The 13115-nt window shown below is 66.9% G+C and carries 14 protein-coding genes and 1 pseudogene; 12 read left to right on the top strand and 3 right to left on the bottom strand.

The window, feature by feature from the left end:
• Position 1: 1 nt before the first annotated feature.
• The 5 genes from ACJH71_RS10000 to ACJH71_RS09980 are packed head-to-tail and all read left to right on the top strand — an operon-like array spanning position 2 to position 4735.
• Positions 2–1315 carry an LLM class flavin-dependent oxidoreductase gene (locus tag ACJH71_RS10000; protein WP_406757850.1) on the top strand — a complete coding sequence of 438 codons (1314 nt, stop codon included), beginning with the start codon at positions 2–4 and terminating at the stop codon, positions 1313–1315.
• Complete coding sequence (locus tag ACJH71_RS09995) at positions 1312–2148, top strand: coniferyl-alcohol dehydrogenase (protein ID WP_406757849.1); 837 nt, start codon at positions 1312–1314, stop codon at positions 2146–2148. The genes ACJH71_RS10000 and ACJH71_RS09995 overlap by 4 nt, the downstream gene beginning before the upstream one ends.
• Positions 2136–3125, top strand: a complete 990-nt coding sequence (locus tag ACJH71_RS09990; RefSeq protein ID WP_406757848.1) for a cyclase family protein — start codon at positions 2136–2138, stop codon at positions 3123–3125. The genes ACJH71_RS09995 and ACJH71_RS09990 overlap by 13 nt, the downstream gene beginning before the upstream one ends.
• A 17-nt stretch (positions 3126–3142) precedes the next feature.
• Complete coding sequence (locus tag ACJH71_RS09985; RefSeq protein WP_406757847.1) at positions 3143–3901, top strand: alpha/beta fold hydrolase; 759 nt, start codon at positions 3143–3145, stop codon at positions 3899–3901.
• Positions 3902–3910: 9 nt separating this feature from the next.
• Complete coding sequence (locus tag ACJH71_RS09980; RefSeq protein ID WP_406757846.1) at positions 3911–4735, top strand: alpha/beta fold hydrolase; 825 nt, start codon at positions 3911–3913, stop codon at positions 4733–4735.
• Positions 4736–4763: 28 nt separating this feature from the next.
• Here the strand turns inward: ACJH71_RS09980 and ACJH71_RS09975 are convergent, their stop codons facing one another.
• The 3 genes and pseudogenes from ACJH71_RS09975 to ACJH71_RS09965 all read right to left on the bottom strand — a co-directional run bounded on the left by ACJH71_RS09975 (position 4764) and on the right by ACJH71_RS09965 (position 6504).
• Positions 4764–5093, bottom strand: a complete 330-nt coding sequence (locus ACJH71_RS09975) for an HNH endonuclease signature motif containing protein (protein ID WP_406757929.1) — start codon at positions 5091–5093, stop codon at positions 4764–4766.
• A 69-nt stretch (positions 5094–5162) separates the two neighbouring features.
• Positions 5163–5893, bottom strand: a pseudogene (locus ACJH71_RS09970) (DUF222 domain-containing protein); the annotation flags it as partial.
• Between the two features lie 170 nt (positions 5894–6063).
• Entirely contained in the window at positions 6064–6504 is a 441-nt protein-coding gene (locus tag ACJH71_RS09965) for a nuclear transport factor 2 family protein (RefSeq protein WP_406757845.1), read from the bottom strand.
• 104 nt (positions 6505–6608) lie between these two features.
• On the opposite strand from ACJH71_RS09965, the gene ACJH71_RS09960 reads away from it, so the two are divergent.
• From ACJH71_RS09960 to ACJH71_RS09930, 7 genes are read left to right on the top strand one after another with little or no spacing between them, the layout of a single operon-like run.
• On the top strand, positions 6609–7439 hold the full coding sequence (locus ACJH71_RS09960) for an SDR family NAD(P)-dependent oxidoreductase (protein ID WP_406757844.1): 831 nt from the start codon (positions 6609–6611) through the stop codon (positions 7437–7439).
• A gap of 44 nt (positions 7440–7483) precedes the next feature.
• On the top strand, positions 7484–8143 hold the full coding sequence (locus tag ACJH71_RS09955; protein ID WP_406757843.1) for a TetR family transcriptional regulator: 660 nt from the start codon (positions 7484–7486) through the stop codon (positions 8141–8143).
• Positions 8144–8145: 2 nt separating this feature from the next.
• Positions 8146–8343 (top strand): ferredoxin, encoded by a 198-nt coding sequence (locus ACJH71_RS09950; protein ID WP_406757842.1) that lies wholly within the window; start codon positions 8146–8148, stop codon positions 8341–8343.
• Positions 8344–8393: 50 nt separating this feature from the next.
• A complete protein-coding gene (locus ACJH71_RS09945) occupies positions 8394–9584 on the top strand; it encodes a cytochrome P450 (RefSeq protein WP_406757928.1) in 1191 nt (396 codons plus the stop codon).
• Between the two features lie 24 nt (positions 9585–9608).
• The gene (locus tag ACJH71_RS09940) at positions 9609–10790 is read left to right on the top strand and encodes an amidohydrolase family protein (RefSeq protein ID WP_406757841.1); all 1182 of its coding nucleotides are present in this window, start codon (positions 9609–9611) and stop codon (positions 10788–10790) included.
• A complete protein-coding gene (locus ACJH71_RS09935) occupies positions 10790–12004 on the top strand; it encodes a M24 family metallopeptidase (RefSeq protein ID WP_406757840.1) in 1215 nt (404 codons plus the stop codon). The genes ACJH71_RS09940 and ACJH71_RS09935 overlap by 1 nt, the downstream gene beginning before the upstream one ends.
• Complete coding sequence (locus ACJH71_RS09930) at positions 11994–13109, top strand: M24 family metallopeptidase (protein WP_406757839.1); 1116 nt, start codon at positions 11994–11996, stop codon at positions 13107–13109. The genes ACJH71_RS09935 and ACJH71_RS09930 overlap by 11 nt, the downstream gene beginning before the upstream one ends.
• The last annotated feature ends 6 nt before the right edge of the window (positions 13110–13115 follow it).

The following is a 13115-nucleotide window of genomic DNA, read 5'->3' as shown; positions in this document are numbered from 1 at the left end:
CGTGAAGATCTCACTGTTCTACGAATTCGCGCTGCCGCGTCCATGGTCCGACGACGATGAACGCCAGCTGTTCTCCGACGGCCTCGACGAGGTGGAGCTGGCCGACAAGGCCGGGTTCTCCACGGTCTGGCTCACCGAGCACCACTTCCTGGAGGAGTACTGCCACGCCACCGCGCCGGAGATGTTCTTGGCCGCGGCCAGCCAGCGGACCAAGAACATCCGGCTCGGTTTCGGGATCATGCACCTGCCCCCGGTGGTCAACCACCCCGCTCGGGTGGCCGAGCGGGTCGCCACCCTGGACCTGTTGTCCGGTGGCCGGGTCGAATTCGGCACCGGGGAGGGATCCTCGATCGCCGAGCTCGGCGGATTCGGGATCGACCCGGCCGACAAACGGACCCAATGGGAGGAAGCACTCGAGGTCTCGATCCGCTGTATGACCGAGGAGCCGTTTACCGGCTTTGACGGCCAGCATGTCCAGATGCCGGCCCGCAACGTGGTGCCCAAGCCGATGCAGAAGCCGCATCCGCCGGTCTGGGTGGCCTGCACCCGGCCGGCGTCGGTGCAGATGGCCGCTCAGAAATGCATCGGCGCCTTGAGCTTCGCCTACACCGGTCCGGGACCGCTGGCCGAGCGGGTCAACGGCTACTACAAGGAACTCGAAGAGAACGGCGTCCCGGTCACCCCCCAGGTGAACCCGAACATCCTGGCGATCGGCGGCGACCTGTCGATGATGGTGGCCCCCACCGATGAGCAGGCCGTCGCGCGCCTTGGAGTCGGAGGTGGATTCTTCTCGTTCGGGATCATGCACTACTACATGACCGGCGAGCACACCCCGGGCCGGACCGGGGTGTGGAACCGCTACCTCGAAGAGGTCGAGAAGGACCCGACGCTGGCCTATGGGCCGGGCCGCGGGGCGATCGGAAGCCCAGCGACCGCAAGGGAGTTCCTGCGCGGCTACGAAGAGAGCGGCGTCGATGAGCTGATCCTGTTGCTCAACCCGCGCAGCCATGAGGCGACCATGGAGGCCATCGAGCTGATGGGCAAGGAGGTGCTGCCGGAGTTCATCGAACGCGATGAGAAGGCGGTCGCCGAGAAGGCCAAGCGGCTCGAACCGGTGCTGGAAAAGCTCGAGGCCCGCCGACCCGCGCCCACCGCGCCGGCATTCGATGAGTCCTACTCGTTCGGCGGACTGCCGACCGGTCGAGGCGGCACGTTCACCGCCACCGAGATCCCCGAGGCGATGGCCGAGATGAACGAGGGTCGGGTGCAGGCTGCGCAGCTGGCCAAAGAAGAGAGAGCACGCGGCCAGCAGTGAGCGCAGCGTCCGCGCTGTGGCGCTACGACGGGCGACGAACCGTGGTCACCGGCTGCGCGTCGGGAATCGGCGCCGCGCTGGTGACGCAGCTCGGCGAACTCGGAGCGCAGGTCGTCGGCGTGGACCGGGTCGAACCCGCGGCTAGTGCCGACGAGTTTCACGCGACAGATCTGGCGGATTCGGCGTCCATCGACCGCGCCGTGGCTGCCATCTGCGAGGTGGGGCGGGTCGACGCGCTGTTCAACGTCGCGGGGGTGTCCTCGGGCATCGGTGACCCGGAGCGGGTGGTCACGATCAATTTTCTGGGCTTGCGTCATCTCACTGAAGCGCTGCTGCCGGTGATGCCGGCAGGTTCGGCGATCGCCAATGTGTCCTCGCTGGCGGCGACGGCCTACCGCGAGAACGCGCAGACAACCGTCGGCCTGTTGAACTCGCAGGGCATGGCTGCCGGATTACAGTGGTGCCGTGCCAATCCCGCCGCGCTCGTCGACGGCGGCTACCGACTTTCCAAGGAAGCGATCATCCTCTACGGCATGCTCAACGCCGGCCCGCTGGCGCATCGCGGGATCCGGATCAACTGCACGGCGCCCGGCGTCACCGAGACCCCGATCCTCGACCAACTGCGCAGCAGCTATGGGCAGGGGTTTCTCGATGACATTCCCAAACCGCTGGGGCGGGTCGCCAGCGCGGGCGAACAGGCTGCGCCACTGGTGTTTCTGAACAGCCCGGCCGCCGGATACATCACGGGGCAGGTGCTCTGGGTCGACGGCGGCAACATCAGCGGCCGAGCCGCCGCCGCACTGACCGACGGGTCGGTGCCGTGGCCAGCCTGACCGAGTTCCGGCGAGTGGCCGAGACGGTCCGCAACTGGGGGCGGTGGGGCGACGCCGACGAACTGGGCACCCTGAACCTCATCACGCCGCAGAAGGTCGCCGAGGCGGCCGGCCTGGTTCGACGCGGCAAGGTGTTCCCGCTCGGGGTGGACTTCGGGTCCTCGGGACCGCAGGGCGCGCTCCAGTTCCGGAACAACCCGATTCACGTGATGACCGTCGACGGCGGTGACGTCAGCACGCTGGCGCAGTACGGCCCGGAATGGCACCGCAACATCGCGGCGCAGCAACTGGGCGAGTTCTTCGTCGACAACCCGTTCCGGTTCAACGACGACATGATCGTGATGCCGTTGCAGGCCGCCAGTCAGTGGGATGCGCTCTCGCATGTCTACTACGACGACCAGCTCTACAACGGCTTCCCGGCGGGTTCGGTGACCAGCCTGGGCGCCTACCACTGCGGTATCGACAAAGTCGACGGCAAGGGGATCACCTCGCGGGGAGTGCTGCTCGACGTGGTCGCCCACCGCGGAGCGGACACCTTCCTGCCCTTGGGGACCCCGATCACCCCGGAGGAACTCGACGACGTCGCCCGAGCCCAACAGGTCAGCGTGGAACCCGGTGACATCGTGGTGGTTCGAACCGGTTGGTGGGAAAGGTTTTCGCAAACCGGCAACGGTGCCGAACCGGGTGCCGGACTGGACTGGCGGTGCGCCTCCTGGCTGCACGCCCATGACGTCGCGGCTGTGGCCGCGGACAACTTGATGGTCGAGGACCCGGTTTCGGGCGTCGAGGGAACGTATCTGCCCCTGCATATGTTGTGCCTGCGCGACATGGGGTTGATGCTCGGGGAGTACTGGGACCTCGGTGCGCTCGCCGCGGATTGCGCCGCCGACGGCCGTTACGAATTTCAGTTGGTTGCACCGCCTTTGCGGGTGACCGGCGGAGTCGGGTCCCCGGTGAATCCGATCGCGATCAAGTAACCCGGGGCAGGAGCAGCATGCGATTCGTCTTTGTGCACGGTGGATTTCATGCGGGCTGGTGTTGGAGTCGCACCATCGCGGAGTTGGCGAAGATCGGCCACACCGGTATCGCCGTCGACCTACCCGGCCACGGCGCCCGGCTCCACGAGGAGTCCACCCTGGCCAACCGCCGGGAGGCCGTGGCCGCGGTGCTGCAAACCGGCGACGTCCTGGTAGGGCACTCCGGCGGTGGGTTCGACGCCACCCTGGGCGCCGACAGTGCCCCGGATCTGGTGCGCCACATCATCTATCTTGCCGCGGCTCTGCCCAGAGAGGGCCGCAGCTACACCGATGCGATGACGATGGGTAGCGAGGGAGCCCAGTTCTTCGACACCGCGGCCGCTGACATGCTGAGCCATCTGCACTTCGCCGACGACGGGACGATGACCTTCGCCGACATCGGCGGGGCACGGCAGTACTTCTACCACGATTGCGATGACGAAACGCTGCGGTGGGCCTTCGAACGGCTCGGGCCGGAACGGTTTGGCGAGACCACGGTTGCGCCAGTGTCGGTGCCGCACTTCTGGGCGGCCGATATCGGCCGCAGCTTCATTCGCTGCGAACAGGACCGGGCCTATCCGCGCTGGCTGGCCGACCTGGTCTGCACGCGGCTCGGCGTCGAACCGCTGACCATCGACGCCTCGCACTCGCCGTTCCTGAGCCGCCCCGCCGAACTGGCCGAACTGCTGGTGCACGCCACCACGACCCGGCCGATCGGCCCGCTGATCCCTGACTGAGGAGTCCCCGTGCCGGTTACCCGCAAGTCCGTCGTCGTGGACGGCCTGAGCACTTCCTACCTGGAGGCAGGCGACCCGGCGGCCCCCGCGGTGGTCCTGTTGCACGGCGGTGAGTTCGGTGCCGGCGCCGAGATCGGCTGGGAACGCACCATTCCCGCGCTGGCCCAACGCCACCGGGTGCTCGCACCCGACCTGCTCGGGTTCGGGGAATCGGCCAAGGTGATCGATTTCAACGACGGGCGCGGCATGCGGGTCCGGCACGTCGCACGGCTCTGCGCGGCGCTGGGGGTCGAATCGGCGGATTTCGTCGGCAATTCGATGGGCGCGATCATGCTGCTGGTCGATACCACCTCGGAGGCGCCGCTGTTGCCGGTGCGGCGACTGGTAGCCATCTGCGGTGGCGGCGACATCCAGCAGAACGAGCACATGGCCGCGCTCTACGACTACGACGCGACGGTGCCGGCGATGCGCCGGATCGTGGCAGCGCTGTTTCACGACCCGGCCTATCCGGCCGACGACGAGTACGTGGGACGGCGCTACGCGTCGAGCACCGCACCCGGGGCCTGGGAGGCGATCGCGGCGGCGCGGTTCCGCAGGCCCGGTGCCGAACCGCCGCCACCGGCGTCGAGCAGTCGCCGCTACGACCGCATTTCGGTACCGACGCTGGTGATTGAAGGTGGCTGCGACAAGCTGCTCCCGCCCGGCTGGGCGGCCCAGATCGCCGATCAGATACCCGGCGGGCGCGCGACGGTCGTCGCCGACGCCGGCCACTGCCCGCAGATCGAACAGGCCGAACAGGTCAACGGCTTACTGCTGGATTTCTGTGCCGGGTGATCGGCCGAGTGCGATCGAAATATCGGATCTAGTTGGTTGTCGGTGGTGCTTGCGGTTGGAAAGGTTGGTACCACCACCATTGGGCGCGTTCGCCGGTGGGCCCAGGACACGGCGCCACTGTGGGCGGGGGCTGCTTGGGTGGGCGGGCCAGTGATGCGGAGCTTAGTGGTCGGCCGCTGTTGTCGGTGATGATGAGGTGGGCGGCGCCTCCGGTGATGGTGATGAGACCGCGGTGGTGTAGCCGATGATGGTAGGGGCAGACCAGCACCAGGTTGGCGAGCTCGGTCTCGCCACCGTCTTCCCAGTGCCGGATGTGATGGGCATGCAGCCCCCGGGTCGCCCCACAGCCGGGAACCACGCAGCAGCGGTCGCGGTGCTCAAGGGCGCGGCGCAGCCGACGGTTGATTGCGCGGGTGGCGCGACCGGCGCCGATGACCTCACCGTTGCGCTCGAACCACACCTCAAAGCTGGCGTCGCACAGCAGGTATTGGCGTTCGTCATCGGAGAGCAGCGGACCTAGGTGCAGCGCCGCGGCCCGTTCTTTGACGTCGAGGTGCGCCACCACGGTGGTGTGCTGCCCGTGGGGCCGGCGGGCGGTCTCGGAGTCCCATCGGCCTCGACCAGACGCATGAATGCATCAGCCGTCGTCGGTGGCGGGGACGCTTGATCTGTTGCGCAGCCGTCATGGTCGTGTTTCCACTCGGCCAGCAGGGCATCCAGATGAGACTGCAGTGCCGCGTCGAACTTGGCCGCGTCGAGGTGATCGAGTTTGATCCGCCAGCAGCTGGACTGCTCGTCGGTGATTTTGGTGATCGAGCGCGCCGGCTGCGGCCGGGGCTCGGGTTCGGGTCGCGGTTCGAGCTTGACCGCGGTGCGCAGCTGGTTGACCGTGGCAGAAGCCGCCAGCTGCGCATAGTGCTCATCGGAGCCGTCGCCGGCCCGCCCCGCGATGACGCCGACCTGATCGAGCGACAGACGGCCTTCCCGCATGCCTTCGGCGCAGCGGGGGAACTCGGCAAGCCGGTGTGCGACGGTGCTGATCGTGTGGGCGTTTCCCGGTGACACACCGGTTTTCCAGGCCACGAGCGCCGCGATCGATCGTGCGCCGGTAGAACCCCACAGCTCGTCGCGTTCGATCTGGGCGATGATCTCCACCATGCGCGCATCGACAGCATTGCGCTGACCGGTCAACTCCGCCAACTCCTCGAAGAGCACCTCGAGAGGCGTGCCACCACGCGCTTCGGCGCTGGCTGCCGGTGCGATCGAGGTCATAGCCAAAGCATTGCAGGGGGGGTCTGACAACTCTGTGCCGCCGAATCTGCGATGGCTTAACCGACGTCGTGACGGACCGGGGGATTGGTGAACCAGACGTTCTCCTCGCGCAGGTTTGCGCTGCGCCAGCCATTTTCGGCGCGGACCAGCTCGTGGTGGTAATAGCCACCGCAGTAGCTCAAGCCCGTCATGCCGGGCAGCTGCATCGGGTTGTAGAACATCGCCCGCACGAGCGCTGCATCGCCGGTGTATTCCAACACCTCGATGTTGGTGATGTAGTGCATCGACATCGGGATTGCCTGGAAACCGGTCGCCAGCCAATCGGCGACTTCGTCACGCGTGCCGCGGATCGCGCCCGCTGACGTGTAGTCGATGACGGCGTTCTCGGTGAATACCGATCGATACAGCGCCCAGTCCTTGGAGTCGACGGCGCGGGCGTAGCGATAGAGCAGGGCGGAGATCTCCAGCCGAGCATCAGCCGAGACGGGGCCTGTCATCTTGCCGACTCTAGGTCGACTGGCCATTTAAATCAGTCGCTTGACTGAACTCGGGGAAACGGGTTGAGTCGAACGACGAGCGCGGTCGCGGCGGAAGGGTGCAGATGGGCAACGAATTGGCCGGCAAGGTGGCAATCGTCACCGGAGGTGCATCGGGTATCGGCCGCGGGATCGCCGAGCGATTCCTCGCCGAGGGGGCACGCGTCGTCATCGCCGATCTGGATCGCGAACGCGGCGAAGCGCTCGCGGGACAACTCGGTGCGGATGCGACGTTCCGGGTCGCCGACGTCTCCGAACCGGCCCAAGTGGGCGCGCTGGTCGAAACGGCCGTCGAGACGTTCGGGGGACTGGACGTCATGGTCAACAACGCCGGGGTCTCGGGCACCATGCACAACAGGTTTCTCGACGACGACCTGGCGGACTTCCACCGCATCATGGCGGTCAACGTGCTCGGCGTGATGGCCGGTACCCGCGACGCGGCCCGGCAGATGTCCAAGGCCGGCGGCGGGTCGATCCTCAATCTGACCTCGATCGGCGGCATCCAGGCCGGCGGCGGGGTGATGACCTATCGCGCCTCGAAAGCCGCGGTCATCCAATTCACCAAGTCCGCGGCGATTGAGCTGGCCCATTACGACATCCGGGTCAATGCCATTGCGCCCGGCAACGTTCCGACGCCATTCGTGGCGTCGTCGGCAGCGACGAACCTGGATCCAGATGACCTGGCGCGGTACGAAGCGGCGATTCGCGAGACGATGCGGGCCGACCGGCCCCTGAAGCGGGAGGGCACCGCGGCCGACGTCGCCGAAGCCGCGCTCTACCTCGCCGGCGAGCGCTCCCGGTACGTGACCGGCGTGGTGCTGCCGGTGGACGGCGGGACTGTCGCGGGCAAAGCGATCCGGCGGCGCAGCAAGCCGGCGGACGGCGCAGGCAATTAAATCAATCGCTTGACTTAAAACGTGAACCACGATTGACTGACGTCGTGACTACCGCTGATCGAGCCGTGCGGGCTGAGCGGGCCAACAGCACGCGGGAGGCGATCCTGACCGCGGCCGAACAGCTGTTCGCCGAACATGGGGTTTTCGCGGTCTCCAACCGGCAGGTCAGTGAAGCTGCCGGCCAGGGCAACAACGCCGCCGTCGGGTACCACTTCGGCACGAAGACCGACCTGGTCCGCGAGATCGAGCGCCGCCACCGGGTGCCGGTCGAGCGGCTGCGCGAAGAGATGGTGTCGGCTGCGGTGGATTCCACCGAACTGCGCCACTGGGTGTCGTGCCTGGTCCGTCCGCTCACCGATCACCTTGCCGCGTTGGGCAATCCGACCTGGTACGCGCGATTTGCCGCACAGGTGATGGCCGATCCGGCCTACCACAACATCGTCGTCAAGGACGCGCTGAGTTCGCCGTCTCTGGTGCAGGTCGTCGATGGCATCAACGCCTGCCTGCCGGATCTTCCGGTCCGGGTCCACCAGGCCCGCAATGTGATGGCCCGAAACCTGTTGATGCACAGCTGCGCCGAACACGAACGAGCGCTGGCGTCCGGAGCGTCGACATCCGCCAGCTGGACCGAAGCCGGCTCCGACCTGATCGACGCAATCGTGGGGCTGTGGCTCGCTCCGGTCACCGGAGTTCCAGGAGGTTAGCAATGAAAGTCGCTGCCGACCAAGACATCTGCGCGTCATCGGGGCAATGCGTGGGATTTGCGCCGCGCGTGTTCGACCAGCGTGATGAGGACGGCGTCGTCGTCCTGCTCGATCAGTCCCCGCCGCAGGAGTTGGCCGACGCCGTGCGCCAGGCGGCCCGCGTCTGTCCGTCCGGAGCCATCAAGATCGTCGAGGAGTGAGCGTGACCGAAGCGTCCACCATTGCCAGTACCGCAACACCGGAGTACCCGATGAGCCGGGACGGCCGGTGCCCCTTTGCGCCGCCGCCGGAGACCATGGCGCTGGCCGCGCAGCGGCCGCTGAGCCGGGTACGGATCTGGGACGGCAGCACACCGTGGCTGATCACCGGCTACGAGGCGGTGCGCACCCTGTTCTCCGATCCCCGCGTCAGCGTCGACGATCACCAGCCCGGCTTCCCGCACTGGAACGAGGGCATGCGCGCCAGTGTCGATCACCGCCCCAAGTCGGTGTTCACCTCCGACGGCGCCGAGCACATCCGGTATCGCCGAATCCTGTCGCCCGCACTGACCATGAAGCGCGTCGAGGCGATGAAGCCAGTGGCGCAACGGATCACCGACGAATACATCGACGCGATCTTGGCCGGTCCGCAACCGGCCGACCTGATCGAGGGATTCGCGCTGCCGATTCCCTCCCTGGTGATCAGTGAACTGCTGGGCGTGCCGTACGAGGACCATGAGTTCTTCCAGCAGCACGCCACCATGGGGGTGGATCGATACGCCACCTCCGACGACCTTGCCGCGGGTGCCACCGAGCTGTCCAAGTACCTGGTGCGGCTGCTGGAGGCCAAGATGGCCGACCCGGCCGAGGACATGGTCTCCGACCTGGGGAAGCGCGTGTCGAACGGTGATCTGTCGGTACGGGAGGCCACCCAGCTGGGCACGGGGATGCTCATCGCCGGACACGAGACCACTGCGAACATGATCGGTTTGGGTATCGCGGCGCTGTTGCGCGAGCCGGACAGGATCGCCGAGAAGACCGCGGTGTTCCGCGACGGCGACGACGCCGCGATCGCCAACGCCGTCGAGGAACTGCTGCGCTACCTGTCGATCATCCAGAACGGCCAGCGCCGGGTCGCCCTCGATGACATCGAGATCGCCGGCGAGACCATTCGCGCCGGCGAGGGCATCATCATCGACTTGGCGCCGGCCAATTGGGACGCCTCGGTCTTCCCCGACCCGGACGCGCTGGACCTGGCGCGCCCGGCCCGCCAGCACATGGCGTTTGGGTTCGGCCCGCACCAGTGCGTCGGTCAGCAGCTGGCCCGCGCCGAGATGGTGATCGCCTTCCGCACCCTGTTCCAGCGCATCCCCACCCTGAAGCTGGCGGTGGACATCGACGAGATTCCGTTCAAGAACGACCGGCTCGCCTACGGCGTCTACGAGCTCCCCGTCACCTGGTAACCGCCCGATTGGAAGTGGATTGACATGTCCAGCACATCAACTGAAGCCGCCGCGTTCTATCCCGCCGGCGGCTACGGGGCGCCCAAGGACCGGCACGGCCAGGCCGAGGCGGGCTTCGGCAACGTCGGGCTGCCTGCGGGAACCGAGGTGTTCTCCGCCGACAATCACATCTCGATCGCCGACGACATCTTCTACCAGCGGTTTCCCGAGGACCTCAAGGACAAGGCGCCCCGGATCTGGTACGAGGACGGCGCGTACATGGTCGGCCGCAAGGGACAGTCATTCCTGCCGGGCGACTTCTCGGCGGTCCTGATGCAATACGACGATCTGGCCGGTGCGGCCAGCAGCAATATCGAGGCCCGGATCCAGGAGCTGGCCACCGACGGCGTCGACAAGGAACTGGCGTTTCCGAACGCTGTACTCGCTTTGTTTCATTTCCCCGACAAGGAGCTTCGGGAGCGGGTGTTCCGCATCTACAACGAGTACATGGCGGAGCTGCAGGAGCGGTCGAACGGTCACTTCTACGGGGTGGGTCTGATCAACTGGTGGGACCCCGCAGGTACCCGGCGCACGCTGGACGAATTGAAATCCTTGGGACTCAAGACATTCCTACTGCCGCTGAACCCCGGCAAGGACGACGACGGCAACATCATCGACTTCGGCGCCCGGGTGATGGATCCGGTGTGGGACGAGATCGAGCAGGCCGGGCTGCCGATCACCCACCACATCGGTGAAACCCCGCCGAAGACGCCCTGCGAAGTCAACAGCGTGGTAGTGGGCATGATGGTCAACGTCGACTCATTCCGCGAGCAGTTCGCCAAGTACATCTTCTCCGGCATCCTGGACCGTCACCCGGCACTGCGGATCGGTTGGTTCGAAGGCGGGATCGCGTGGGTTCCGACCGCTTTGCAGGACGCCGAACACCTACTCGCCTCCTACCAACACATGTTCACCCACCAGCTGCAGTACGACATCCGGCATTATTGGGACACCCACATGAACGCTTCGTTCATGGTCGACCCCCTTGGCCTGCGGCTGATCGACCAGATCGGGGTGGACAAGGTCATGTGGTCCTCGGACTACCCGCACAACGAGAGCACCTTCGGCTACTCGGAGAAGTCGCTGGCCAGCGTTGTCGCAGCACTGGGACCGCAGGACGCGGCGAAAGTGGTGAGCGCCAACATCAAAGCATTCCTGGGTGTCTGATGGCGGCTGCTGCGGCAACGCTGTCGGCCGTGGCCGGCGGCGTAGAGATCGCAGAAGTCCCGGACCGAGCCCGGCTGCGCCGGGAAACGGGCACCCGGCTGCGAGCGGCGATGGCCGAGCGGGGTATCGATGCCCTGGTGCTGTTAGGCAATAGCGCCGTCACCTATGCCACCGGTACCAGCTGGCGGCTGGGTGACGCCGGCCTGTCCCACATCGATCGACCGGTCGCCGTGGTGCTTGCCGACGACCCGTGGACGCACCTGTTCGCCCCGTTGCGGAACGCCTGGGACACAGATCTGGCCGCCGATCACTTGCACGCACCGGCGTTCCTCGAATGCGACGAAGGTGTCGACCAATTCGCCCGAACCATCGCCGAATTGATCCCGGGCACCGCCGTGGTCGGGGTCGACGAATGCACCGGCGCCATGCGGCGTGCTCACCAGCGGCTGTTCGCGGCGCGCCGGCCGGTCGATGCGGCTCAGGTGGTCAACGCCGCCAAACTGACCAAGACCGCCGATGAACTGTCGTGCATCCGTACCGCATGCCGGATCACCGCACGGGCGATGGCCGCGGTGCACGCGACGCTGGATCCCGGTATCCGGCCACGCGACCTGTCGGCGCACTTCCTGCGGCGGGCTTTCGAATTCGGTGCCGACGCCATCATGCTCGAACCGATCTGGCAGGTGACGAATGACGGCAGAGCCCGCGGCGACCTGCCGCTGTTGGCCTCCGATCGGGAGCTGGCCGTGGGTGACGTGGTGTGGTCTGACACCTCGATCAGTTACGGCGGATACTGCTCGGCATTCGGACGCACCTGGTTCGTCGGAGCCGACCCGAACCCACACCAGCAGAAGCAGTTTCGACAATGGCATGCGGTGCTCTCCGCGGTGCTGGACGTGACGCGGGCCGGTGTCACCGCCGGAGACCTGGCCCGGGTGGCCAGTACCGCCAACGGTGGACGGCGGCCATGGTTGCCCCACGGCTACCTCGGCCACGGCCTTGGCGTGACTGCGGGCGAGGCGCCGATGATCGGCACCGACCTGGGTACCGAATTCGACGAGAACTTTGTGTTCGAGCCGGGCATGGTGTTGGTGCTGGAGCCGATGGTGTGGGGGAACGGCACCGGCGGATACCGCAGCAAGCACGTTGTGGTGATCACCGAGGACGGCTTCCTCTCGCTGACCGACGACCCTCAGGCGCCGTATGCGTACTGAGGTTGCGCCGGATGCGCTGGCGCTGGGTTGCGGGCGACGTGAGCGCGCGCTGGCTCAGATGGAAGCGCATGATCTCGATGTGCTGGTGTTGGGGCGCCAGGCCAATGTCCGCTACCTGACCGGCACTCCGCAACGCTGGATGGCGGGCACCCGTTCGTTTGCCCCCAACGGCGTACTGGTGCGTGCGAGCGGCGCGGTTCATCTGCTGAGCTCGTCGGATCAAGGTGTACCCGAGGACATTCCGCACGATCACCTGAACGAGGCTTCGTGGAATCCGACGAACATCATTGCCGCGCTAGCGCATCTCGACGGGGCGCTGACCGCGCGACGGGTCGGAACCGATGCGATGTCACCGCTGTTCGCCCAACTGCTTCCGCTGGCGTTCCCGCAAGCCGACCTCGTTGACGGGGAGCCCGCCATGCGGGCCGCGCGGTCCATCAAGACCGCCGAGGAGATCGCCGCGCTGCGGACCGCGGTGGCGGCCGCCCAGTCGGCGTTGGCAGCGGCGGCGGGAGCGTTGGAAGACGGTGTCAGCGAACAGACGTTGGCCGGGGTGCTGATGGAGGCGATGACCGCGGGAGGGGACAGCGCCCCGGCCAACCAAGACGCCGCCTGGGTGACCTCGCGGGAACATCCGTGGCGGCGTGCGAGCGGCGACGGCCGGGTCCGGACCGGTGACCTGGTAGCGATCTCGGCAGCTGTGCTCGCCGGCGGCTACCTCGCCGAGGTCGGACGCACCTTTCCGGTCGGCGGTCGGGCCGACGCCAACACCGCTGCTCTCTACCGGCGCTGGGATGGTCTGTGGGAGAGGCTGTCCGGTGCCTGCAGTCCCGGCGCATCGTGCAGCGCGCTGCTGAGTGCCTACGCCGACGCCGGGGAGCCGCTGCCGCCGGTTCCGGTGGCGCATGGTCTGGGGCTGGGATTCGACCCGCCGGTAGTGTCGGCTCATCTGCCGCGGACCGCGGCGTCCGGCAGGTTGGAGCCGGGCATGGTGCTGGCCGTCACCGGTTATGTGTTCGAACCCGGGGTGGGTGCGGTATTCGGGCGTGAGGCCGTATTGATCACCGAGGACGGCCACGAAGTGTTGACCACCAGTCCGAGTTGAAGGAGC

Source organism: Mycobacterium sp. SMC-15 (assembly GCF_045310925.1).
Classification (GTDB): domain Bacteria; phylum Actinomycetota; class Actinomycetes; order Mycobacteriales; family Mycobacteriaceae; genus Mycobacterium.
This window is presented reverse-complemented; position numbering and strand designations above follow the sequence as displayed.

Bases quoted from the DNA above. Each gene is read 5' to 3' on its own strand.
- ACJH71_RS09985 (WP_406757847.1), top strand. From the start codon at position 3,143: ATGCGATTCGTCTTTGTGCACGGTGGATTTCATGCGGGCTGGTGTTGG.
- ACJH71_RS09965 (WP_406757845.1), bottom strand. From the start codon at position 6,504: ATGACAGGCCCCGTCTCGGCTGATGCTCGGCTGGAGATCTCCGCCCTG.
- ACJH71_RS09960 (WP_406757844.1), top strand. From the start codon at position 6,609: ATGGGCAACGAATTGGCCGGCAAGGTGGCAATCGTCACCGGAGGTGCA.
- ACJH71_RS09950 (WP_406757842.1), top strand. From the start codon at position 8,146: ATGAAAGTCGCTGCCGACCAAGACATCTGCGCGTCATCGGGGCAATGC.
- ACJH71_RS09945 (WP_406757928.1), top strand. From the start codon at position 8,394: ATGAGCCGGGACGGCCGGTGCCCCTTTGCGCCGCCGCCGGAGACCATG.
- ACJH71_RS09940 (WP_406757841.1), top strand. From the start codon at position 9,609: ATGTCCAGCACATCAACTGAAGCCGCCGCGTTCTATCCCGCCGGCGGC.
- ACJH71_RS09935 (WP_406757840.1), top strand. From the start codon at position 10,790: ATGGCGGCTGCTGCGGCAACGCTGTCGGCCGTGGCCGGCGGCGTAGAG.
- ACJH71_RS09930 (WP_406757839.1), top strand. From the start codon at position 11,994: ATGCGTACTGAGGTTGCGCCGGATGCGCTGGCGCTGGGTTGCGGGCGA.